Here is a 23,685-nt window from a genome sequence, read left to right on the forward strand (position 1 = left end):
CTTTAAAGCACCTTTTTTTATTTTTTAATAATTACGTACTTCACTCCTTCTCTTAATTACACCACAACTTCAGTTTTTACAAAGTCAAAACGTACTAAACCATCTTCGTCTATTTCTGTTAACGTTATTGTATGTAACGTATTTACCAACTCTGGGTTCCAAGGCGCTTTTACTTTTACATAATTTTCTGTAAAACCATTAATATAACCTTCTTTGTTTTCGCTCTCAAACAAAACAGTTCTGGTGCTACCAAGCTGACTTTCATAAAAAGCTCTACGCTTTTTAACAGATAAACCCCTTAACATTTTACTACGCTTAGCCCTAACGTTTTTAGGCACTACATTATCCATTTCTGCAGCAACCGTATTATCTCTTTCAGAATAAGTAAAAACATGTAAATAAGATATGTTTAATTCATTTAAAAAGTGATATGTTTCTAAAAAATGCTCGTCTGTTTCTCCTGGAAAACCAACAATAACATCTACACCAATACAAGCGTGCGGCATAACTTCTTTAATTTTAGCTACACGATCTATGTATAAATTGGTTAAATATCTACGGCGCATTAATTTTAAAATAGTATCACTACCACTCTGTAACGGAATATGAAAATGCGGAACAAAAGAATTGCTTTTAGACACAAAATCTATAGTCTCATTCTTTAATAAATTTGGTTCTATTGAAGATATTCTAAGTCTATGTATACCGTCTACAGTATCCAAGGCCTTTACCAAATCTAAAAAGGTATGTTGGTGTTTTTTGTTTCCAAACTCACCTTTACCATAATCGCCAATATTTACACCAGTAAGTACAATTTCTTTAATATTTTTTGCAGATATTTCTGTTGCATTTTTTAATACATTTTCTAATGTATCACTTCTAGAAATTCCTCTAGCAAGCGGAATTGTACAATAGGTACATTTGTAATCACAACCATCTTGTACCTTTAAAAATGCACGTGTCCTATCTCCTATTGCATAACTACCTACATAAAAATCTGCATCTTCAATTTCACAAGAATGTACTTCTCCAAAATCATTTTTAGACAAATCGTTTATGTAATCTGTAATTTTAAATTTTTCTGTTGCACCTAAAACCAAATCTACACCGTCTACCGCCGCCAATTCTTCTGGCTTTAATTGTGCATAACAACCAACTGCCGCAACAAATGCATCTGGATTCTTCTTTTGAGCTTGTTTTACAATAGATTTAAATCTTTTATCTGCATTTTCTGTTACAGAACACGTATTAATAACATACATATCTGCAGCTTCTGCAAAATCTACCCTATCAAAACCTTCATCTACAAAGCTACGTGCAATGGTAGAAGTTTCTGAAAAGTTTAGTTTACAACCTAGTGTGTAAAAAGCTACTTTCTTCTTCATCCTTAATTAATTACAGCATTTTTTATTGGGGTGCAAATATACAAATTACTTCTAGACCATTTATGGAGCAAGTCTTTCTATCTTCCAATTGTAATCTTCTTGCAACTCATATCTTATTCTGTCATGCAACCTATTTGGTCTTCCCTGCCAAAATTCTACAGAAACAGGCTTTACAATATATCCTCCCCAGTGTTTTGGTCTTTCTATTTCTTTACCATTATATTCCTCTTCTAAGCTTTTTAATTTATGCTCTAAATATGCTCTAGAAGGTATAACTGTACTTTGGTCTGACACTATAGCACCAAGCTTGCTACCATCTGGTCTAGATTCGAAATAACCATCAGATAAGTTTTCTGCTATTTTTTCTGCTTTTCCTTTTATAATAACTTGCCTTTCTAAATTTGGCCAAAAAAAAGAGATACACATATTAGGATTACTAGCTATTGCTTTTCCTTTTTCACTATTATAGTTTGTATAAAAAATAAAACCTTCATGGGTGTATTTTTTTAGCAATACTACTCTGCTTTTAGGAAAACCATCTAATCCTATGGTAGAAATTGTCATAGCATTAGGTTCCTCTACTCCATCTGTAGCTTCCACTTCATAAAACCATTTTTGAAACAGTTCTATAGGGTTGTCTGAAATACCATTCTCTAACAGTTCGCTTTTTTGATATGATTTTCTGTAGTCTCCTAAATCCTTTTTCATAGTGTAATTTCTAATATTAAATTGTAAAAATTATACTTTTTTCTACTTTTAACAATTACAATTTTATCACTACAAATTTAGCAATTATTTAAGCAGAAGCAGACTGGTTTTTAGTGTTTTTAATATCGTTTAAAATACTCTTATAATTAATAACTGCTACAGACACTATAATTATAAATACCCCAAACCATTGTACACCTTTAATTTCTTCTCCTAAAATTATACTAGCTGTTAAAATAGAAACAGGTATTTCTAATGAGGTTAAAATACTACCTAAACCTATTCCTGTAATTGGAAACCCTTTGTTAAACGCTATTGGCGGCAATACTGCACCAAAAAAACCTAAAAACAATCCGTATTTCCAAAAACTCCAACTTGAATAATCAAATTCTGTTAGTAAATCTGTATTCCAAATAAGTAATACAATTAACAAACCACCTAAAACCAAATACTTACTCCTAACCATATTAGGTAAACTTACAGCTATAGTGTTAGATGCATATAATGTAGCAGTATAACACATACTTGCCATTACACCTAAAACAAAACCTGTTGGATCTATAGCCTTGCTCTCATTAAAAACATTAACGGCAAATAAAGTACCTACAATCACTAATAAACTCCCAAACAGTTTAAGTTTATCTACTTTTTTACTTAAAAACATTTCTAAAACAACACCCATCCAAATGGCTTGCATAAGAAAAATAATAGCTACAGAAACCGGAATATAATTAAGGCTTAAGTAATAAAAATAACTTGTTAAACCTGCAGCTGTGCCAAAAAGTACTAGCTTAAGCTTCCCGTTTTTATTTTCTTTAGTTTTTGTAACTGCACGATTCTTTTTACTAAGTAATGCCAATAGTGCTACCCCTACAAAACCTATTAAATACTGTAATGTATTTAATCCGCTAGTACTAAAACCTTCTAAATTAGCCTTTTTAACAAACGTTGCCAACACACCATAACTAGCCGCACCTATAAGAACATATAGCACCCCTCTTAACTTCTCCATATAAGATTTATTATTAGCTTTTACAGTATAATACAATATGTTAGTTGTGTTATTACAACACAAATTTACACCTATTTATACTCTAAAAAGCCGGCAAAGATAAAACTTAAAAAATTGATAACAGTAAAGAGTCTTAAAAATCGAATGCCTTACCATCTTCTCCTAATAACACTGGAGTAAAAACTTCTTCTGCCTCTTGTTTAAATAAGTTGGTAGATTTGTAACGTGTAGAATAATGCCCCAAAACCAAAGCACCAACATTTGCTTGCTTTGCTATTGTTGCCGCTTGTTTAGCTGTAGAATGTTTTGTTTTTGTTGCTAGTTCTGCTTCAGAGTCTAAAAAAGTAGCTTCATGATACAATGCATCTACTCCTTTTATAATAGGCACAATACTTGGCTCAAAAACAGTATCACTACAAAATGCATAACTTTTAGGCTTAGGCGGATTAAAAGTAAGTTCCTTATTAGGCACAATTGCACCACTATCTAGAATAATATCTTTTCCGTTTTTAATTTTCTGATAATAACACTTATCTATTTCATAAGAAGCTACTGCTTCTATATTTAATTTACGCTCTGCTTCTTTTTCTTGAAACAAAAAACCGTTTGTATAAATTCTGTGGTTTAAAGGTATGGTAGATACTTTTACTTTATCATCTTCAAAAACTACGGTAGATTCTTTACTAGTTAACTCGTGAAAATATAACGGGTAATTTGTCCAGGAATCCCCAAGTTTTAATAACATAGTAATTGCTTCTTTTATACCTTTAGGACCGTAAACGTGCAATTCTTTTTCTCTGCCCAACAACCTAAAGGTAGACACCAAGCCCGGAAGTCCAAAAAAATGATCTCCGTGTAAGTGAGAAATAAAAATATGCTTAATTCTAGAAAACTTAAGCTTACTTTTTCTAAGTTGCACTTGTGTACCTTCTCCACAATCTATTAAAAATAAATGTCCTTTAATCTCTAATGTTTGTGATGTAGGATTAGCTAGTGTGCGTGGTGTGGCTGCGTGGCAACCTAGTACTGTTAATTGCAAATTAGTTGTAATTGATAAGTTAACTGTATGGCAAATAAATTTACTTACAATACAATGTAAAATTGAAAATTAAATGCCTAAGTCACGTTCAATTTCTTCCATTTCTATAATATCTCTTGCTTCTTTAATGGTTGGCACCACACATATTTCTTCTGGAACATCATCATAAGAAACTTTATTAGTAACTAACACAAAAGATTTATTAGAGCCTCTGTGTGTATTAGACAAGTCTAAAAACTCTAACACGTCTGAACTTGTTAATGCTGTAAACGAAAAAAGATTTACAATAATATTATCGTTTTTTATTTTCTCGTAAGCGTTGTTTAAATTTTCTAAAAATTTAGCCAAAGAGATATTCTCCTGGTCTACAATTGTTGTTGTACCATCTTTATCAAAAACCATAGTAAATTATTTTATTTTAGATGCAAGCAAGTAAAGTACAGCCATACGCACAGCTACACCATTTTCTACCTGATCTAAGATTATAGATTGATTAGAGTCTGCAACATCACTAGTAATTTCTACACCACGGTTTATTGGTCCTGGGTGCATTATTACTATTTCTTTATCTAAACTTTGCAACAAAGCTTTATTTACTCCAAATTGCTGGGTATATTCTCTAGTAGAAGGGAAATAACTAATATCCATACGCTCATTTTGTACGCGCAGCATATTTGCAACGTCACACCAATTTAGTGCTTTTCTCAAATCTGTTTCTACCGTTACACCTAAAGACTCTATGTGTTTTGGAATTAATGTTTTTGGACCGCATACTTTTACATTTGCCCCCTGTAATTTTAGAGCAAGTATATTAGACAAAGCTACTCTAGAGTGTAAAATATCACCAACAATTACAACGTTTTTACCTCCTACATCTCCTAATTTTTCTCTTATAGAGTAAGAATCTAATAATGCTTGTGTTGGGTGCTCATGAGCTCCGTCTCCGGCATTAACTATAGCTGCTTTAACGTGTTTAGATAAAAACACACCTGCACCTGGGTTTGGGTGCCTCATAACAACCATATCTACTTTCATAGATAGTATATTGTTTACAGTATCTATTAACGTTTCTCCTTTTTTTACAGATGATTGTGATGCCGAAAAGTTTATAACATCTGCCGACAATCTTTTTTCTGCTAACTCAAAAGAAAGCTTTGTTCTTGTACTATTTTCAAAAAAAATGTTTGCTATAGTAATATCTCTTAAAGAAGGTACTTTTTTTATAGATCTATTAATTACTTCTTTAAAATGGTCTGCGGTTTCAAAAATGAGATTAATATCGTTTTTGTTAAGATATTTTATTCCTAATAAGTGATTAACACTCAACTCGCTCATTTTCGTTGTTTTATTCATTTATTAAATAGACAATGTCTTGCCCGTCATTCTCTTGCCAAAGTACTTGTACCTTTTCCTCATTAATAGCATCTACCTGCCTACCTCTATAATTAGGTTGTATTGGTAAATGTCTACTAAATCTGCGATCTATTAAGGTTAGTAATTCTATTTCTGCAGGTCTACCAAAAGATTGTATTGCTGTTAAAGCAGATCTAATGCTGCGTCCTGTATAAAGTACATCATCAATAAAAACCACTTTTTTATCTTCTACTAAAAAGTTAATGTGGGTTTTACTTGCCTCTAAGGTTTTTTCTCCTCTTCTAAAATCATCCCTATAAAATGTAATATCTAGCGAGCCTAAGTTTATTTCTTTAACACCATATTCTTGTGTTAAAATAGTTGTTAGTCTTTTTGCTAAATAGGTACCACGAGGCTGCAAACCAATTAAAACGGTGTCTTTAAAATCTGTATGATTTTCTAATAACTGACAAGCCAATCTATGTAATATGATTTGGATTTCTTTTGAGGAAAGTAGTACTTTTTTACTCATAGGTTAGGATACCAAGGCTTTTGTTTTACAAAAATAGGAATTTATATGTAAACTAGTTAAATAAAGTAAACTCTTATTTTAACTATTCTTTTATTTTTTTAGGTTGATGGTGTTTACGTTATACATTATCAATAATTTATGTTCTAAAAAAGCATAAAAAAAAGGTCTAAACTTACGTTTAGACCTTTTTAAATTTATTAAAATGTTTGCTTACTTTTTGTTTGCAGCATCCATTTTATCTTTTAACGCTTGTAAAGCCTCGTTAGCATCACCTAAAGTTGGTTTAGCTTCATCAGCTGCAGCAGATTGTCTTTTAACAGCTGCTTTTACATTACGTTGCTCTTCTTCTCTAAAGATTGCAGTGTGACTAGCAACAACTCTCTTAAATTCTTTGTTGAATTCAATGATTTTAAATTCTGCTTCTTCACCTTTAGCAATTTTCTTACCGTCTTCTTTTTCTAAGTGACGAGTAGGTACAAATGCTGCAATATCTTCGTTAAAGTTAACAATTGCTCCTTTGTCTACAATTTCATCAACAGTTCCTTTGTGAACAGAGTCTAAAGCAAATTCAGTCTCATATTTATCCCAAGGGTTTTCTGTAGTTTGTTTGTGACCTAAGCTAAGTTTACGTGCATCAACATCTAACTCTAATACCTCTACTTCTAAAGTTTCACCTACTGTTACAAATTCAGATGGGTGCTTAATTTTCTTAGTCCAAGAAAGGTCAGAAATATAAATTAAACCATCTATACCTTCTTCCATTTCTACAAACACACCAAAGTTAGTAAAGTTACGTACTATACCTTTGTGTCTAGAGTGTACTGGGTATTTAGAAGTAATATCAGTCCAAGGGTCTGGAGTTAATTGCTTAATACCTAGAGACATTTTACGGTCATCACGATCTAAAGTTAAGATTTGAGCTTCAATCTCATCACCAACTTTTACAAAATCTTGAGCTGAACGTAAGTGAGTAGACCAAGACATTTCAGAAACGTGTACTAAACCTTCAACACCTTCAGCAACTTCAATAAACGCACCGTAATCTGCTATAACAACTACTTTACCTTTAACTTTGTCACCAACTTTCATGTCTTCGCTAAGCGCTTCCCATGGGTGCTTCTCTAACTGCTTAAGACCTAATTGAATTCTAGATTTGTTATCATCAAAATCTAAAATTACAACATTCATTTTCTGATCTAACTCAACTACCTCATTAGGGTGGTTAATTCTAGACCAAGAAAGATCTGTAATGTGGATTAAACCATCTACACCACCAAGGTCAATAAACACACCGTATGAAGTAATGTTTTTAACAACACCTTCTAATACTTGTCCTTTTTCTAATTGACCAATAATTTCTTTCTTCTGCTCTTCAATATCAGCTTCAATTAAAGCTTTATGAGAAACAACTACGTTCTTAAATTCTTGGTTAATTTTTACAACCTTGAATTCCATGTTTTTACCAACATACTGATCGTAATCTCTAATTGGCTTCACGTCTATTTGAGAACCTGGCAAGAATGCTTCAATTCCAAATACATCTACGATCATACCACCTTTAGTTCTGCACTTCACAAAACCATTAACGATTTCTTCTTTTTCACAAGCATTATTAACTCTGTCCCAAGCCTTAATTGTTCTAGCTTTTCTGTGAGATAATACTAATTGCCCGCTTTTGTCTTCACGAATATCAATTAAAACCTCAACGTTGTCACCAACTTTAAGATCTGGATTGTAACGGAATTCGTTTAATGATATAACACCTTCAGATTTAGCGTTAATATCAATAATAGCTTCACGCTCAGTTAAATGAACAACTTTACCTGTAACTACTTCTTCATCTGCAGTATCTACGAAGTTCTCAGCAACCATTGCTTCAAACTCTTCTAATTTAGAATCGTCTACGCGCTCAATTCCTTCTTCGTACTTATCCCAATCAAAACTTGCCAAAAATTCTTTTGGATCTTGCTTAGGTGTTGCAGTTTTTACTTCTGGTGCCTGTGTAGATTCCTCTACTTGGGCGTTGTTTTTCTCTTCAGCCATTTGCTGATTAAAATTTGTATTTTGCAGCGTTATAAGAGTTATACTACCACTACAAAAGATGTTATATAAGTTTTAATTAATCCCTTTTCCTCTTATACTACCGTTAAAAAGGGCTGCAAAAATACAACTTATTCTCTAGTAAAACAAACACTCTTTTTAACTAATTTTCAGGCAATTACAAAAACGGATTGCTTTTTTAAGTTTTTTACTTTAAAATTGATGTATTATTTACTATATTAGGCATTATTAATTAACTATAAATAATAAACATTATGAGCGTAAAAGCGAAATACCAGTCTGTTTTAGACCTTGGTGAAAAATTAGCCATTAAAGACGGAGATGTGACTGAAGAAAGTGGCGTTTTAAAAATTAAAGGGCAGGCTGCTACACAGTACGAAAAAAACCTAATTTGGGATAAAATTAAAGAAATTGGTGGTGATAGTCCTGCAGATGTTAAAGCTAACATTACTGTTGCTGATGAATCTGTTTACCACAGACATACTGTACAAGGTGGCGAATCTTTAAGTAAAATTGCAAAGCACTATTATGGTGATCCTATGAAATACAAACAGATTTTTGAAGCAAATACTAATCTTCTAAAAAATCCTGACGTAATACACCCTGACCAAGTTTTGGTAATACCAAATTTATAAAATACAGTGGTTTTAAAAGAAAACGGCAATCTAAATTTAGATTGCCGTTTTTTTATATTATTGTTTTTCTATAATGCGCAATGCGTAATTATGCATACGCTCAAACTGTTCTATAAGTCCCATATCACTATTGTCAAACTCAATGGCATCTTCTGCTAAAATTAATGGTGATTCTTTTCGATTAGAATCTATATAATCTCTGCTTCTAACATTTTTTAAAACCTCATCATAAGTAACATCGTCTCCCCTATCTAACAATTCTTTATAGCGCCTATGCGCCCTGGTTTCTGGAGAAGCCGTCATAAAAACCTTAAATTCTGCATCCGGAAAAACAACAGATCCAATATCTCTGCCGTCCATAACAATGCCCTTTTCTTTACCCATTGCCTTTTGCATTTCTACAAGTTTAGTACGTACTTCTTTTACAGCTGCAACTTTACTAACTTGTTTAGACACCTCTAACGTTCTTATTTCTTTTTCTACATTTTCATTATTTAAATACATTTCTGAAAAGCCTAAATCTTCATTATGTACAAACTTTAAGCTAATACTAGGTAATGCAGCTATAAGTGATTCAAAATCTTCACTGGTTTCTGACACAAAACCTTTTCTTATGGCGTATAAAGTTACAGCTCTATACATTGCGCCTGTATCTACATACACATAGCCAAGAGCTTTTGCCAGTTGTTTAGCAATAGTACTTTTTCCTGTAGAGGAATACCCGTCTATAGCTATTGTTATTTTTTTCATAATAATGTACTTAAATAAAGGCTATTTAAATATAATTAAATAGCCTTTTGTAATCTAGATTTTTTTAGGATTTTTTACTTTTTGGTTTGTAACAGCAATATCTATAACCTGACTCATATCTGTTACGTAATGAAAAGTAAGCCCCTTTAAATATTCTTCTTTTATTTCTAAAATATCTTTACGGTTATCTTCACACAAAATTATTTCTTTAATTCTTGCTCTTTTAGCCGCTAATATTTTCTCTTTTATACCACCAACTGGCAACACTTTACCACGTAGTGTAATTTCACCTGTCATTGCCAAGCTCTTTTTAACTTTACGCTGTGTAAATAATGATACCAATGAGGTTAACATTGTTACACCTGCACTAGGACCATCTTTTGGTGTGGCACCTTCTGGCACGTGTATATGAACATTATACTTGTCAAAAATATCGTCTTTAATACCAAAATAATCTGCATTAGATTTTATGTACTCTAAAGCTATGGTTGCAGATTCTTTCATTACTTTACCTAGGTTACCAGTAATATTCATAGCGCCTTTACCTTTAGATAAAATAGACTCTATAAATAAAATATCTCCACCTACACTTGTCCAAGCTAAACCAGTTACAACACCTGCAACATCATTATTCTCGTACTTATCTCTTTCTAACCTAGCAGGTCCAAGAACTTTTTCTACAATTTCATTAGTTACTTTAACCTCATACTCTTCTTCTGTAGCTATAGATTTTGCTGCATAACGCACCATTTTAGCTATTTGTTTATCTAGAGTACGCACACCAGATTCTCTTGTATAACCTTCTACAATTTTCTCTAATTGTGCTTTGCCAATTTTTAAATCTTTAGGCTTTAAACCGTGTTCTTTTAACTGCTTAGGTAACAAGTGCCTTTTAGCTATCTCTACCTTTTCTTCAATAGTATAACCAGATACGTTAATAATTTCCATACGATCTCTTAAAGCAGGCTGTATTGCTCCTAAATTATTAGCTGTAGCAATAAACATTACTTTAGACAGGTCATACCCAACTTCTAAGAAATTGTCATAAAACTCATTGTTTTGTTCAGGGTCTAAAACCTCTAACATGGCAGAAGAAGGGTCTCCTTGATGACTGTTAGATAACTTATCTATCTCATCTAAAACAAAAACAGGATTAGAGTGCTCTGCTTTTTTAATATTTTTTAAAACTCTACCTGGCATTGCACCAATATAAGTTTTACGATGACCTCTAATTTCAGACTCATCTCTTAAGCCTCCTAAAGACATTCTAACATAGCTTCTACCTAAAGCCTCTGCAATAGATTTACCTAAAGATGTTTTGCCCGTACCAGGAGGTCCGTATAAACATAAAATTGGAGATTTCATATCATTACGCAGTTTTAACACTGCTAAATACTCTATAATTCTCTTTTTTACATCTTCTAAGCCATAATGGTCTCTGTCTAATATTTTTTGAGCCGCTTTTAAATCAAACTTATCAGTAGAGTATTCACCCCATGGCAAACTCACAAAAAAGTCTAAGTAATTACGCTGTATTGCATATTCCGCTACTTGCGGATTCATACGCTGCATTTTACTTAGTTCTTTATTAAAGTACTCTCTTTCTTTTTTGGTAAACTTTTTGTCTTTTGCCTTTTCTCTAAGTTCTGTTAGTTCATCTTCTGCAGTAGCACCACCACCCAATTCTTCTTGTATGGTTCTCATTTGTTGATGCAAAAAGTACTCTCGTTGCTGGCGGTCCATATCTGTACGCACCTTAGATTGAATGTCGTTTTTAAGTTGCAGTTTCTGCATTTCAACATTCATAAATTTTAAGGTAGCCAAAGCTCTTTCCTTTAAATTCTCTATCTCTAACAACTCTTGTTTATCTTTAACCGGCAGTCTTAAGTTAGATGAAACAAAGTTTATTAAAAATGAGTTACTTTCTATATTTTTTATAGCAAAAGAAGCCTCACTAGGTATGTTAGGACTCTCTGATATTACCTTTAAAGCCATATCTTTAATAGACTCTATAATGGCTTTAAACTCTGGCGTATCTTCCTCTGCCCTAACCTCACTAGCCTCACGTACAGTTGCTGTCATATAAGGCTTTTCTGTTAACACTTCTGCAACCTCAAATCTTTTTTTACCTTGTATAATTACTGTTGTATTACCATCTGGCATTTTTAAAACACGTAATATCCTGGCAACAGTACCTAAAGTGTGTATATCATCTATTCCTGGGTTTTCTGTTTGCTCATCTTTTTGTGCAACTACACCAATAACCTTAGACCCTTCATTAGCGTCTTTAATTAAGTGTATAGAAGCATCTCTGCCTGCCGTAATTGGCACCACAACACCCGGAAAAAGTACCGTATTACGTAATGGTAAAATAGGTAACATTTCTGGCAATTGTTCTTTGCTCATTTCCTCCTCGTCTTCAGGTGTTAATAATGGTATAAGCTCTGCTTCTTCATTAATACCTTGTAGCGCCAAATTGTCAAATTCTGAATCTCGCATAATTATATTTCAGTCATTCTGTCATAAAATAAAAACAGAAATCTATTATTTAAATTTAGTTATTTTTATAAATACATTGCAAAAGCCCATATTACGTAGCTTGTGCAGTAGTTTAATTGCCTATATAAAGTCAATTCTTATGCCAATACCAAACAGAATTAAAAAAAATTGTAACAATTAAATTAATCTATCATCTATAAAACAAACCATACATTTTTTTGAGCCAACAAAAAGAACATATCAATACTTTATTGCTACAATGCAAAGAAGGTAAGCAAAGTGCACAACTAGAGATTTATAATAGGTATTATAAAGCAATGCACAATACTGCATACCGAATTGTAAAACACAGCGCTGAAGCAGAGGATATAATGCAAGAATCGTTTTTAAGTGCCTTTACAAAATTACATACCTATAAAGGTGAAGTAGCTTTTGGGGCTTGGTTAAAACGAATAGTAATTAACAATAGTATTTACCAATACAGAAAGCAACAAAAAAACACAGAAGTTGCTTTAGACGACATAATGTACAGGGTCAAAGATAATGATAGTAGTACAATAGATAATGGTGAAACACAATTGAAGGCTCAAAAAGTGATGGACGCCATGAAACAATTGAAAGACAATTATAGAATTTCTTTGACCTTACATTTAATTGAAGGGTATGACTATGAAGAAATAAGTGAAATAATGAATATTAGCTATGCAAATTGTAGAACTACAATTTCTAGAGCTAAAGAAAGTTTGCGTAAACAATTAACTAGCGCTTGCATATGAAAAACAATATAGATATAGATAATTTATTTAAAGAGTTAAAAGGTAGTTTTGACACTCAAGAACCTAGTACCACACACACTGCTAATTTTATAGAGAAGCTTAACACTAGTAACAAAAGACATAATAAACGCTCTTGGAAACCATTTGCTATTGCAGCATCTATAGCTTTTTTATGTGCAATAGGTTTCTCATATTTTTACCAAAAGCAAACTACTAACGAGCAAATTGCAGAAATAGCCCCAGAAATAACTGAAACCAAGTTTTACTTTGCAAGTTTAATTAATAATCAGGTAAATGAATTAAAAAAAGAAACATCTCCTAGTACTAAAAAAATTATAGATGATACTCTTTTACAGTTAACTAAATTAGAAAATGACTATAAAAAACTAGAACAAAACCTTGTAAACGGCGGCAACACAAAACTTATACTAAGCGCCATAATAACCAATTACCAAACCAGAATAGATCTTGTAAAAGATGTTATGGAACAAATTGATACTATTAAAAATTTAAAGAACTATAATGATGAAAACTTTACACTATAAGATTATAACTTTACTCTTACTTACCATTCCTTTTCTAAGTACTGCCAATAATGACAAAGGCAAATACACAAAAGAAAAAACCATTAAAAAAAACTTTACTGTTAATGCTAATGCATTACTAAAAGTTAACAACAAATACGGCAACCTTAATATTACTTCATGGGATCAAAACCGTATAGAAATAGAAGTACATATTAAAACTAGTGGTAATAACGAAGAAAAAGTTCAGCGTAAACTAGACAATATTACCGTAAATTTTGAAGGGTCTAGCAGTACCGTTTCTGCTAAAACCAACATAGCCAAAAGCAGCAGTTGGGGCTGGGGAAATAGCAACAACGTTAATATGCAAATTAACTACACTATTAAACTACCTGTTAAAAATAACATAGACTTAACTAATGATTATGGTTCTATTACTTTAGATAGGATTGATGGCCACGCAACCATAAACTGTGATTATGGTAGGCTAGATATTGGTGAATTAAGAGGACGCAACAACAACTTAAATTTTGATTACACCTCTAAATCTGAAATAGATTACGTTAACAGCGCCAAAATTAATGCAGACTATTCTGGTTTTACTATTACTAAAGCAGGCAACTTAATATTAAACACAGACTATACTAGCGCATCTATAATTAACGCGCAAGACATAGACTACACTAGTGATTATGGTAGCATATCTGTAAACCAAGCTAAAAATATAAAAGGTAGTGGAGATTACATTAGTATAAAACTTGGTAAAGTAAACGGAAACGTCACTTTAGATGCAGATTATGGTTCTATAAAAATTTCTGAACTTACAGAAAACTGTGGCAACGTAATAATAAATGCAGATTACACAGGTGTTAAGGTTGGGTACAATAACAATTATAATTTTAAGTTTAACCTAAAATCTTCATACGGAGGAATTAGTGGTGTAGACAATTGCAACCTAAGTTTAAAAGAAGTTAAAAACTCACAAAAAAATTATAAAGGCTCTTGCGGATCAGAAAACAGCAATAACTTTGTAAACATAACTACCGAGTACGGAAGCATATCAATACATAAAAATTAACAAGAACACATACTATGAAAAAAATACTAACACTTAGCTTAGCTTTATCTATAGCAATTACAGCAAATGCACAATGGGGCAAACGCGTTAAAGGAAACGGAAACATTATTACAGACTCTAGAAATGTAGGTGATTATGAAGTAATATCTGTATCTGGTTTTTTTGATGTAGAACTTATAGATGGTAAAGAAGGAAAAATTACACTTCACGGAGATGAAAATATTATAAGCCACATTAAAACCGAAGTTAAGAATGGTAAACTTGTGATTAAAGCTGAAAAAGGAATGAATTTATCTCCATCTAGAAACAGTAAATTATTAGTTACCGTACCTGTAGAACATATTAATGAAGCCACATTATCTGGCTCTGGAGATATTATTGGCAAAACAACATTAGTAAGTAATACTTTTAAAACTAGTATATCTGGCTCAGGAGACATAAACCTAAAAGTTAAAACAAAAGAACTAAAAGCTAGTATGTCTGGATCTGGAGACATAAATCTTAGTGGCTCTGCTACCGACTTTACTGTTAGAGTTTCTGGTTCTGGAGACATCTCTGCATATGATTTAGAAGCAGACTATGTAAAAGCATTAGTATCTGGTTCTGCAGATATTAAGGTAACTGCAAAAGAAACTATAGACGCTAGAGTATCTGGTTCTGGAGATATTAAATACAGAGGTAATCCTAAAAAAATAGAAAGTAAAACCTCTGGTTCTGGTGGTGTTTCTAAAGGATAAAAAACTATAAACAAAAAAAAGAGAGGTGCTATTTACAACCTCTCTTTTTTTTATTACAAATACTACTTTATTGATTACTTCTTATTTACACGTAAAAGCAATACAACCCCAGCAATAAAAAATATTGCTAAAAACACAATAGCATTACGCATACTACCTGTAACTTGCGCCACAAAACCGTATAAAAAAGTACCAATTACAATTCCAATTTTTTCGGCAACATCATAAAAACTAAAAAAAGACGTAGTATCTTTAGTATTTGGTAAAAACTTAGAGTAAGTAGACCTAGACAATGCTTGTATACCACCCATAACCAAACCTACACAGCCTGCACCAATATAAAAATCTATAGGTGTTACCATAAAAAAGGCATAAACACATATTACTACCCATAATATATTTACTACTGCAAGTGTTTTTACATTTCCAAACTTTTTAGATGCTGCTGCTGTTACTAATGCACCAAGAATGGCAACTATTTGTATCACTAAAATACTAACTATTAAGCCTGTTGTACGCTCTTTATCTGTCCCCCAAGCAATTTCTTCTTCTCCAAAATAAGTAGCAATTAGCATTACTGTTTGTACAGCCATACTATACACAAAAAAAGCTATTAAATAACGCTTTAATTTAACCTGACTTCCAAGTTGCCCCCAAACTCCTTTTAATTCTTTAAATCCATTTAAAATTACATTACTGCGGTCACCTTCTTGCTTATTACCTTTTGGCAAATAATAAAATGTATATTGACTAAAAATTATCCACCAAATACCAACAGTAACAAAAGAATACTTCATTGCTTTTAGTTCTGCAATACCATTAGTATCTGTCTCAATACCAAAAATTTCTGGCCTCATTACCATAAGTAAATTAAAAAGTAATAGCAAAACACTACCCGCATACCCCATAGAAAAACCTTTGGCACTAATAGCATCCATTTGTTCTGGATGCGCAACATCTGGCAAATAAGAATTGTTTATAGCAAAACTTACCCAAAAACCAACCAACCCCATAAAAAAACAAACCAAACCAAAGTATATATTTTCTAATGAAAACCAATACAAACCAATACAAGACACACCTCCTAAATAGCAAAAGAACTTCATAAACATCCTTTTATTTCCTAAATAATCTGCTACTCCAGAAATTAAAGGTGTAATAATAGCTATAAAAACAAACGCTAATGATGTGGTATAACTAATTAAAGGAGCCCTGGCAATTTCGCCGCCAAATACGGTTACTTTTTCTATGTTAGCAGCCCTAAATAGGGCTCCATAAAAAATAGGAAATATTGCAGATGCTATAACTAAACTGTAAACAGAGTTTGCCCAATCATAAAAGGCCCAGGCGTTTAAAAGTTTTTTGCTTCCTTTTACTAATGCAATACTGGTCATAAATAAAAAAATTAGAGCTGTTCAAATTTAGTTTTGAACAGCTCTAATATACAATTATTAATGAATTTTACTTTTACGCTAATGTTACTTAAAAGAAGTTACTCCAAATTTTTTGGCTTCTTCCTTAGCTGCAGGTGCCCATTGTGTTAAGTTATTTATTCTTGTGTCGTTAGATGGGTGCGTACTCATAAATTCTGGCTGAGACTGTCCTCCACTATTTGCTTTCATTCTTTTCCAAAGCTCTGCTGCTTCATCTGGGTTATAACCAGCAATAGCCATAATTTGCAATCCAATACGGTCTGCTTCAGTTTCATGACCTCTACTAAAAGGTAACATTACCCCTACTTGGGACCCTATGCCATATGCTTGGTTAAATGTATTTTTTGTTCCTTCGTCCTTAATTAAAACATTACCGGCAACTGCTCCAATTTGTTGTAGCTGTCCTGCAGACATACGCTGCGCCCCATGATCAGCTAACGCATGTGCTACCTCATGCCCCATTACAACAGCTATACCTGTTTCATCTTGACAAATTGGTAAAATACCTGTGTAAAAAACAATTTTACCACCTGGCATACACCAAGCATTTACAGTTGCATCATCTACCAAATTATATTCCCATTTATAATCTTTTAAATAACCCGGATAGCCGTTTGCCGTTAACCAACGTTCTGCAGCAGAGGCTATACGTTGCCCAACAGAAGTTATCATTTTTGCCTCGCTAGTACCTGTTATTGTTTTATTTTCATTTAAAAATTGATCATATTGCGCAAAAGCAGTAGGAAATATTGAACTGTTAGGATACATATTCAATGTTTTTTTACCTGTAAACGGATTTGTTTTACAAGCAGAAACCGCTATAAAAATAGTTAATACTAAAAATATTTTTCTCATAATAGTAATGTGTTTAGTGTGTTTTTAAAAATACAAAAATATTCTATGTCTTGATAATATCATAGATAATATCTCAATTGTTTAGTTTAATTACAAAATAAATTCTCTAATTTTAAATTTGGAACGCTTTTTGAATCATTCAAAAAAAGAAAAACGAAACAAATTATATATTATGAAAAAAATTACCTTAGCAGTAGCAGCAATATTTGCAATAATTTTAACGGCTTGTAGCGGGTCTGATGGAATTGACGGTGTAGATGGATTAGATGGTGTAAACATTACAGGAAGTATATATGAAGTTAGCGGAACTTTCTCTGATGAAAATAATTATGAATTAACCTTTGAATTCCCTAACACTGTTGAAGTTTTTGAATCTGACGTTGTTTTAGTGTATATTTTATGGGAACAAGTAGATGGAACGGACGGACAACCTATAGACGTTTGGCGTTTAATGCCACAAACTAGATTGTTAGACCAAGGTACTTTAATTTATAATTACGATCATACTTTTGCAGATGCTAGGTTCTTTTTAGAATCGGACTTTGAGTTAGGTACCCTAAACACTGCAGACACGGCAAACCAAATATTTAGAGTTGCTATTTTACCTGCAGAAGCTGTAAATGGTAAATTAGATACCGGAAATATTAATGACGTTATGGGCATTTTAGATACTAAAGAAGAAAATATCATACACGTTTCTTTATAGTAAAAATACTATACAATATAACTAGCCTCTGCTTTTAAAAGTAGAGGCTTTTTTTATGTCTTAAATTTGATAGGAATTGCGTTTAAAATCGACTAAATTTGAATAACCTTAAAATATAAAGATGATGTATAAGAAATTACTGATTTTAAGTGTAGTAGCCCTATTTTTAAGTTGCAAAGGAAACTCGCAAAAAACAAAGGAAGCTACAAAAAAACAAACTTTAGCTAAAGTTGAAAAAACAGATGCAGAATGGAAAGCTCAATTAACTCCATTACAATATAACGTATTGCGTAAAGCAGGTACAGAACGTGCTTTTTCTAGCGAACTATTAAATATTAAAGAAAAAGGAATTTATAGTTGTGCTGCATGCAATACACCTTTATTTAAAAGCGAACATAAATTTAAATCTGGTACGGGATGGCCAAGTTTTGATAGAACAATAGAAGGCAATGTAGCTTTTGATGTTGATTATAAAATTGGATACAAGCGCACTGAGGAACATTGCGCTGTTTGTGGCGGACATTTAGGTCACGTTTTTAACGACGGACCAAAAACAACAGGAGAAAGACACTGTATTAATGGCGCTGCTTTAAAATTTACACCTACAAAATAATGAGTAAAAAATATACAGTAGAAAAAACCGAAGAAGAATGGAAAGCTCTGCTTCCTGAACAGTCTTACAACGTTTTAAGAAACAAAGGAACAGAATACCCACACACCGGCGAATTTAATCTTCATTTTAAAGATGGAAGCTACAATTGCAAAGGCTGTAATGCTAAACTTTTTGAAGCGGATCATAAATTTGAAAGCGGTTGCGGCTGGCCTTCTTTTGATGAAGCAGTAGAAGGCGCTATTGAATACATAAAAGACACTAGTCATGGTATGACAAGAGTAGAAACCGTTTGTGCTAATTGTGGCGGACATTTAGGTCACGTTTTTGATGATGGCCCACAAGAAACTACTGGGCAACGTTACTGCATAAATTCTGCTAGTTTAAATTTTAATCCGTCTTTAAAAAAATAAGAATGAGTTTTGTTGATGACTATAAAGAAAGTATGTTGTTTGAGTTTAACCGAAACAAAACAATGGCAGAAAAAACATTTGACCAACTTACCAATGAAGATTTGCATTGGACTTATGGTGAAGCAGACAATAGTATAGCTATAATAGTAAAACATATGGTAGGTAATATGCTCAGCAGGTGGACAAACTTTTTTACAGAAGACGGAGAAAAAGAATGGCGAAATAGAGAATCTGAGTTTGTTGCTCCATACCAAAATAAGGAAGAAATGCTACTACACTGGAACAAGGGTTGGGATTGCTTATTTACTGCAATAGATAATATAAACGAAGACAATTTTAATACTAAAATTAAAATTAGAGCTGTAGAGCATTCTGTAATGGCAGCAGTTAGCAGACAATTAGCACACTATGCTGGCCACATTGCCCAAATTGCATATGTTGGCAGAATGTTAAAAGGTAAAAAATGGCAATCACTATCTATACCTACAGGAAAATCTGAAGAGTTTAACAAAAAAATGTTTGGGAAATAACCACTACTTATTCATTAAGCTTTTATAAAATGTTTCTCTAATTTTTTCTGCAGATATAAAACTCCACGCATAAGTAGCATCATAATTAGCAGTAATTTGCTTATTAGCTATTACTTGCTCTAGGCTTTTACCTGCGCCAATTTCTTTCTTCACATTAACATAAATGGTTTCTAACATTAAAATATAACTTTCTAACTCTTTTTTATTTGATAATTTTCCGTGACCAGGTATAATTTTTGTGTCTTCATTAGCTAAAATAGCCGCTTTCTTTAATGCATTTATATAACCTCCTACACTACCACCACGGTTTAAATCTATATAAGGGTATTTACCAGAAAAATAGGTGTCTCCCATATGCAATACATTATTTTTACTAAAATAAATTTGCGCATCGCCATCTGTATGTGCGTTATGCACATGAATAGCCATTATAGTTTCATCTGCATCATATAACAACATTGTATCAGAAAATGTAATTTCTGGTAATTTCTTATGTGCGGTAACAGAATCTATTTTTTTAGACAAAAGTGCCTTTTCATTCTCATTTACCAATCGTTCTCTAACTTTTTGATGTGCAATTATAGTAGTTGTTTGGTTGTTAAAATTAGCATTGCCACCAGTGTGGTCTCCGTGCATATGCGTATTAAGCAAGTATACAATTGGTTTAGTTGTAATGCTTTTTATTGCCTGCTTTATTTTTGTGCTTAACCTACTAAACTGGTCATCTATCATTAACACATATTCTTCTCCAACAAAAACACCTATGTTACCACCTTGCCCTGTTAACATATACATTTGCGGCGTAAGCTTATCTACTTGCATTTTTACGTCATTAGACTGTGATTGCACAATTGCTGCAAACATTAAAAATGGCAGTAAAAAAGCAAATTTTGTTGTTTTCATCATTAAATAGTGTTTGTTTTTATGTATAAAATATAAAGATAAGTACTAAAAAGTTAGCAATATGTTATTATTCATATTTATAGATTTTGGTAATTGCTAATTGCTAATTGGTTTTGTACATTTGTGAGATTAAAATTTGAGACAAAAAAAAGTATATATATGAGCAATTTTGATGTTATTGTTTTAGGTAGTGGACCAGGTGGTTATGTAACTGCTATTAGAGCTTCACAATTAGGTTTAAAAACAGCTATTGTAGAAAAAGAAAGTTTAGGCGGTGTATGTCTAAATTGGGGTTGTATCCCTACCAAAGCATTAATTAAATCTGCTCAGGTTTTTGAGTATTTAAAACACGCTGGTGACTATGGTTTAAATGCTGAAAATGTTGATAAAGATTTTGGAGCCATTATTAAGCGTAGTCGTGGTGTTGCTGAAGGGATGAGTAAAGGAGTTCAATTTTTAATGAAGAAAAACAAAATTGAAGTCATAAAAGGTTACGGTACTTTAAAAGCTGGTAAAAAAATAGCTGTTAAAGATGCAGATGGTAAAGAAACCGAATATAGCGCAGACCACATTGTTGTTGCAACTGGCGCACGTAGTAGAGAGTTACCAAGTTTACCGCAAGACGGTAAAAAAATTATAGGATACAGAGAAGCAATGTCTTTACCAGAACAACCTAAAAAAATGGTAGTAGTTGGTAGTGGTGCAATAGGTATGGAGTTTGCATACTTTTACAACTCTATAGGTACAGAAGTTACTGTGGTAGAATATTTACCTAATGTAGTACCTGTAGAAGACCAAGATATCTCTAAACAATTAGAGCGTAGCTTTAAAAAAGCTGGCATTAAAGTTAAAACTTCTTCAGAGGTTACTAAAGTAGATACTTCTGGCAACGGAGTTAGTGTTTACGTAAAAACAAGCAAAGGAGAAGAAATTATACAAGCAGATGTTGTTTTATCTGCTGTAGGTATTAAAACTAACATAGAAAACATTGGTTTAGAAAACGTTGGTATTGCTACAGACAGAGACAAAATTATGGTAAATGATTATTACCAAACTAACATACCTGGTTACTACGCAATTGGAGACGTTACTCCAGGACCAGCTTTAGCACACGTTGCTTCTGCAGAAGGTATTCTTTGTGTAGAAAAAATAGCAGGTATGCACGTAGAACCTATAGATTATGGTAACATTCCTGGTTGTACATACTGTATTCCTGAGGTTGCCTCTGTTGGTTTAACAGAAAAACAAGCAAAAGAAAAAGGATTTGACTTAAAAATAGGTAAATTCCCATTCTCTGCTAGTGGAAAAGCAAAAGCCTCTGGCACTCCAGATGGTTTTGTAAAAGTTATTTTTGATGCTAAATACGGTGAGTGGTTAGGTTGCCATATGATTGGTGCTGGTGTTACAGATATGATTGCAGAAGCAGTTGTTGCACGTAAACTAGAAACTACTGGTCATGAAATACTAAAAGCTATACACCCGCACCCAACAATGAGTGAAGCTGTTATGGAAGCCGTAGCAGATGCTTATGACGAGGTTATACACTTGTAGTAGTAATTAATAAACTTACATATACAAAGCCTAAAGTCTAAGCGTTTTTTACACTTAGTTTTTAGGCTTTTTTAAATTTTAAAATATGATTAAAGCATTTAGACTTATTGCAATACTAGAAGGTATTTCTTATCTATTATTATTTGGTGTTGGCATGCCTTTAAAATATATGGCAGATATTAAAGCCCCTAACATTTATATTGGTAATGCACACGGTGTACTATTTATAGCTTATGCCATATTAGCATTTTTTGTATGCAGACATCTAAAATGGGGAATTAAAAGGTACGCTATCTTATTTATAGCGTCTTTACTACCTTTTGGTACATTTTATATTGAAGAAAAATATTTTAGCCCTAAAGCCTTAAAAGCATAGGGCTTTTTTTATTTAGGCAAAAGATCACAATACCAAAAGGAAGTATCCCAAGTAGTATCTTCATCTTTTTTAAAGCAATTGTCATCTTTGTTAGTCGTTGGCGCATATCCTTTTTTAACTTTCTCGCCTACTGTAAAACTCACAGGTTGCTTAAAAATAGGCCCATCATACACAAACGTATGAAACTCTCCGTTTTCTCCGCAAGGATCTACATTCTCTGGTAAATCATTAAAAAAACTTTCATCTACTTCTCTACCAACAAAAGACTCATCTAACAATTTAGCATTAACACAAACTGTAATTGCTTTAAAACCCAATTGCAACAACTCTTTAAGCAACGCTTTTGTGTCTTGTTTCCAAAGCGGAAAAACACCTTTTACTCCAACTTCTTTGAGTTTGTCTTCTCTATACTTTTTTAAATCTTCTAAAAAAATATCACCAAAAACAGCGTGTGTATAACCTTTAAGAATTAAACCTTGCATTGTGGTTTTCATAACCTCATTATAACTAGACATAGACACATCTGCATTTAACATAATAGTCTGTAAAGGCAAACCAATTGCTTTTGCTTGCGCCTCTAAAAGCGGTAAACGCAAACCGTGCATAGATACCCTATTAAATGTAGAGTTTACAGAAGTTACAAGTCTATCTACTTTATACGCATTAGACTGTTGCATCTTATACAATGCCAAGGCAGAGTCTTTACCACTACTCCAGTTAAAATATGTTTTATGCATTATAGATGCTTTATTTTGTAGCTAAAAAACTCTGTATAGCCAAGTCATAACTCTGTAAGCCAAAACCAAGTATTATGCCTTTAGCAACAGGAGATATATAAGATTGATGACGAAATTCTTCACGCCCAAATGTATTAGAGATGTGCACCTCTACAACTGGGGTTTCTATAGCTTTTATTGCATCTCCAATACCAATAGATGTATGCGTGTAAGCAGCTGCATTTAGTACAATACCATCATAAGAAAAACCAACTTCTTGTATTTTAGATATAAGTTCACCTTCTATATTAGACTGGTAATAACTAAGCTCAACATTTTTAAAGTTAAGTTGTAGCTTAGCAAAATAATCTACAAACGTTGTGTTACCATATATTGTTGGCTCTCTTTTACCTAAAAGATTTAGGTTTGGCCCATTGATTATAAGTATTTTCATATGGTAAAAATACTAAATATTACGCATAAAAAAAGGAAGCCAATTGGCT

26 protein-coding genes are annotated in these 23,685 nt (G+C 32.6%); 11 read left to right on the forward strand and 15 right to left on the reverse strand.

Annotated features, from left to right (window positions below; all coding sequences use genetic code 11):
• Positions 1-56 precede the first annotated feature (56 nt).
• From mtaB to rpsA, 8 genes are all read right to left on the reverse strand, one after another.
• Positions 57-1,385: a tRNA (N(6)-L-threonylcarbamoyladenosine(37)-C(2))-methylthiotransferase MtaB gene (gene mtaB, locus CELLY_RS00840; protein WP_013619754.1), complete on the reverse strand. Its 1,329-nt coding sequence runs from the start codon at positions 1,383-1,385 to the stop codon at positions 57-59.
• Positions 1,386-1,445: 60 nt separating this feature from the next.
• A complete protein-coding gene (gene pdxH, locus CELLY_RS00845) occupies positions 1,446-2,093 on the reverse strand; it encodes a pyridoxamine 5'-phosphate oxidase (protein ID WP_013619755.1) in 648 nt (215 codons plus the stop codon).
• 88 nt (positions 2,094-2,181) lie between these two features.
• The gene (locus CELLY_RS00850; protein ID WP_013619756.1) at positions 2,182-3,105 is read right to left on the reverse strand and encodes an EamA family transporter; all 924 of its coding nucleotides are present in this window, start codon (positions 3,103-3,105) and stop codon (positions 2,182-2,184) included.
• A gap of 133 nt (positions 3,106-3,238) precedes the next feature.
• Positions 3,239-4,144: a ribonuclease Z gene (locus CELLY_RS00855; protein ID WP_013619757.1), complete on the reverse strand. Its 906-nt coding sequence runs from the start codon at positions 4,142-4,144 to the stop codon at positions 3,239-3,241.
• A 69-nt stretch (positions 4,145-4,213) separates the two neighbouring features.
• Complete coding sequence (locus tag CELLY_RS00860; protein ID WP_013619758.1) at positions 4,214-4,546, reverse strand: hypothetical protein; 333 nt, start codon at positions 4,544-4,546, stop codon at positions 4,214-4,216.
• 6 nt (positions 4,547-4,552) lie between these two features.
• On the reverse strand, positions 4,553-5,479 hold the full coding sequence (locus tag CELLY_RS00865) for an aspartate carbamoyltransferase catalytic subunit (RefSeq protein ID WP_013619759.1): 927 nt from the start codon (positions 5,477-5,479) through the stop codon (positions 4,553-4,555).
• A 10-nt stretch (positions 5,480-5,489) separates the two neighbouring features.
• Positions 5,490-6,029 carry a bifunctional pyr operon transcriptional regulator/uracil phosphoribosyltransferase PyrR gene (gene pyrR / locus CELLY_RS00870; protein ID WP_013619760.1) on the reverse strand — a complete coding sequence of 180 codons (540 nt, stop codon included), beginning with the start codon at positions 6,027-6,029 and terminating at the stop codon, positions 5,490-5,492.
• 210 nt (positions 6,030-6,239) lie between these two features.
• A complete protein-coding gene (gene rpsA, locus CELLY_RS00875) occupies positions 6,240-8,072 on the reverse strand; it encodes a 30S ribosomal protein S1 (RefSeq protein ID WP_013619761.1) in 1,833 nt (610 codons plus the stop codon).
• A gap of 272 nt (positions 8,073-8,344) precedes the next feature.
• Here rpsA and CELLY_RS00880 point away from each other — a divergent pair, with 272 nt between their 5' ends.
• A complete protein-coding gene (locus CELLY_RS00880) occupies positions 8,345-8,725 on the forward strand; it encodes a LysM peptidoglycan-binding domain-containing protein (protein ID WP_013619762.1) in 381 nt (126 codons plus the stop codon).
• 57 nt (positions 8,726-8,782) lie between these two features.
• Here CELLY_RS00880 and cmk read toward each other — a convergent pair whose 3' ends face one another.
• Positions 8,783-9,475 carry a (d)CMP kinase gene (cmk, locus tag CELLY_RS00885; RefSeq protein WP_013619763.1) on the reverse strand — a complete coding sequence of 231 codons (693 nt, stop codon included), beginning with the start codon at positions 9,473-9,475 and terminating at the stop codon, positions 8,783-8,785.
• A 54-nt stretch (positions 9,476-9,529) separates the two neighbouring features.
• Positions 9,530-11,974: an endopeptidase La gene (gene lon / locus CELLY_RS00890; protein WP_013619764.1), complete on the reverse strand. Its 2,445-nt coding sequence runs from the start codon at positions 11,972-11,974 to the stop codon at positions 9,530-9,532.
• Between the two features lie 218 nt (positions 11,975-12,192).
• Between lon and CELLY_RS00895 the strand changes: the two genes are divergently transcribed.
• Genes CELLY_RS00895 through CELLY_RS00910 form a run of 4 tightly spaced genes read left to right on the forward strand, consistent with a single transcriptional unit; the run spans position 12,193 to position 15,089 of the window.
• Positions 12,193-12,750 carry an RNA polymerase sigma factor gene (locus tag CELLY_RS00895; protein ID WP_013619765.1) on the forward strand — a complete coding sequence of 186 codons (558 nt, stop codon included), beginning with the start codon at positions 12,193-12,195 and terminating at the stop codon, positions 12,748-12,750.
• Positions 12,747-13,295 (forward strand): hypothetical protein, encoded by a 549-nt coding sequence (locus tag CELLY_RS00900; protein WP_013619766.1) that lies wholly within the window; start codon positions 12,747-12,749, stop codon positions 13,293-13,295. Before CELLY_RS00895 ends, CELLY_RS00900 begins: the two co-directional genes overlap by 4 nt.
• Positions 13,276-14,352 (forward strand): hypothetical protein, encoded by a 1,077-nt coding sequence (locus CELLY_RS00905; RefSeq protein WP_013619767.1) that lies wholly within the window; start codon positions 13,276-13,278, stop codon positions 14,350-14,352. Before CELLY_RS00900 ends, CELLY_RS00905 begins: the two co-directional genes overlap by 20 nt.
• Before the next feature lie 14 nt (positions 14,353-14,366).
• Entirely contained in the window at positions 14,367-15,089 is a 723-nt protein-coding gene (locus CELLY_RS00910) for a head GIN domain-containing protein (RefSeq protein WP_013619768.1), read from the forward strand.
• Between the two features lie 74 nt (positions 15,090-15,163).
• Here CELLY_RS00910 and CELLY_RS00915 read toward each other — a convergent pair whose 3' ends face one another.
• Positions 15,164-16,483: an MFS transporter gene (locus tag CELLY_RS00915; RefSeq protein ID WP_013619769.1), complete on the reverse strand. Its 1,320-nt coding sequence runs from the start codon at positions 16,481-16,483 to the stop codon at positions 15,164-15,166.
• A gap of 84 nt (positions 16,484-16,567) precedes the next feature.
• Positions 16,568-17,377 (reverse strand): M48 family metallopeptidase, encoded by an 810-nt coding sequence (locus CELLY_RS00920; RefSeq protein ID WP_013619770.1) that lies wholly within the window; start codon positions 17,375-17,377, stop codon positions 16,568-16,570.
• A gap of 172 nt (positions 17,378-17,549) precedes the next feature.
• On the opposite strand from CELLY_RS00920, the gene CELLY_RS00925 reads away from it, so the two are divergent.
• The 4 genes from CELLY_RS00925 to CELLY_RS00940 all read left to right on the forward strand — a co-directional run bounded on the left by CELLY_RS00925 (position 17,550) and on the right by CELLY_RS00940 (position 19,636).
• On the forward strand, positions 17,550-18,083 hold the full coding sequence (locus CELLY_RS00925; protein ID WP_013619771.1) for a hypothetical protein: 534 nt from the start codon (positions 17,550-17,552) through the stop codon (positions 18,081-18,083).
• Between the two features lie 124 nt (positions 18,084-18,207).
• The gene (gene msrB, locus CELLY_RS00930) at positions 18,208-18,696 is read left to right on the forward strand and encodes a peptide-methionine (R)-S-oxide reductase MsrB (RefSeq protein WP_013619772.1); all 489 of its coding nucleotides are present in this window, start codon (positions 18,208-18,210) and stop codon (positions 18,694-18,696) included.
• The gene (gene msrB / locus CELLY_RS00935; protein WP_013619773.1) at positions 18,696-19,106 is read left to right on the forward strand and encodes a peptide-methionine (R)-S-oxide reductase MsrB; all 411 of its coding nucleotides are present in this window, start codon (positions 18,696-18,698) and stop codon (positions 19,104-19,106) included. Before msrB (CELLY_RS00930) ends, msrB (CELLY_RS00935) begins: the two co-directional genes overlap by 1 nt.
• 2 nt (positions 19,107-19,108) lie before the next feature.
• The gene (locus CELLY_RS00940; RefSeq protein WP_013619774.1) at positions 19,109-19,636 is read left to right on the forward strand and encodes a DUF1572 family protein; all 528 of its coding nucleotides are present in this window, start codon (positions 19,109-19,111) and stop codon (positions 19,634-19,636) included.
• 3 nt (positions 19,637-19,639) lie between these two features.
• On the opposite strand, the gene CELLY_RS00945 is transcribed toward CELLY_RS00940, so the two are convergent.
• Entirely contained in the window at positions 19,640-20,542 is a 903-nt protein-coding gene (locus tag CELLY_RS00945) for an MBL fold metallo-hydrolase (protein ID WP_013619775.1), read from the reverse strand.
• A 156-nt stretch (positions 20,543-20,698) separates the two neighbouring features.
• Between CELLY_RS00945 and lpdA the strand changes: the two genes are divergently transcribed.
• Both lpdA and CELLY_RS00955 read left to right on the forward strand, forming a co-directional pair.
• Complete coding sequence (gene lpdA, locus CELLY_RS00950; protein ID WP_013619776.1) at positions 20,699-22,090, forward strand: dihydrolipoyl dehydrogenase; 1,392 nt, start codon at positions 20,699-20,701, stop codon at positions 22,088-22,090.
• 85 nt (positions 22,091-22,175) lie between these two features.
• On the forward strand, positions 22,176-22,466 hold the full coding sequence (locus CELLY_RS00955) for a DUF3817 domain-containing protein (protein ID WP_013619777.1): 291 nt from the start codon (positions 22,176-22,178) through the stop codon (positions 22,464-22,466).
• 8 nt (positions 22,467-22,474) lie between these two features.
• Here the strand turns inward: CELLY_RS00955 and CELLY_RS00960 are convergent, their stop codons facing one another.
• Positions 22,475-23,203 carry a Dph6-related ATP pyrophosphatase gene (locus CELLY_RS00960; RefSeq protein ID WP_013619778.1) on the reverse strand — a complete coding sequence of 243 codons (729 nt, stop codon included), beginning with the start codon at positions 23,201-23,203 and terminating at the stop codon, positions 22,475-22,477.
• 10 nt (positions 23,204-23,213) lie between these two features.
• Positions 23,214-23,636: a type II 3-dehydroquinate dehydratase gene (gene aroQ, locus CELLY_RS00965; RefSeq protein ID WP_013619779.1), complete on the reverse strand. Its 423-nt coding sequence runs from the start codon at positions 23,634-23,636 to the stop codon at positions 23,214-23,216.
• Positions 23,637-23,685 lie beyond the last annotated feature (49 nt).

It is taken from the genome of Cellulophaga lytica DSM 7489 (assembly GCF_000190595.1).
Classification (GTDB): Bacteria; Bacteroidota; Bacteroidia; order Flavobacteriales; family Flavobacteriaceae; genus Cellulophaga; species Cellulophaga lytica.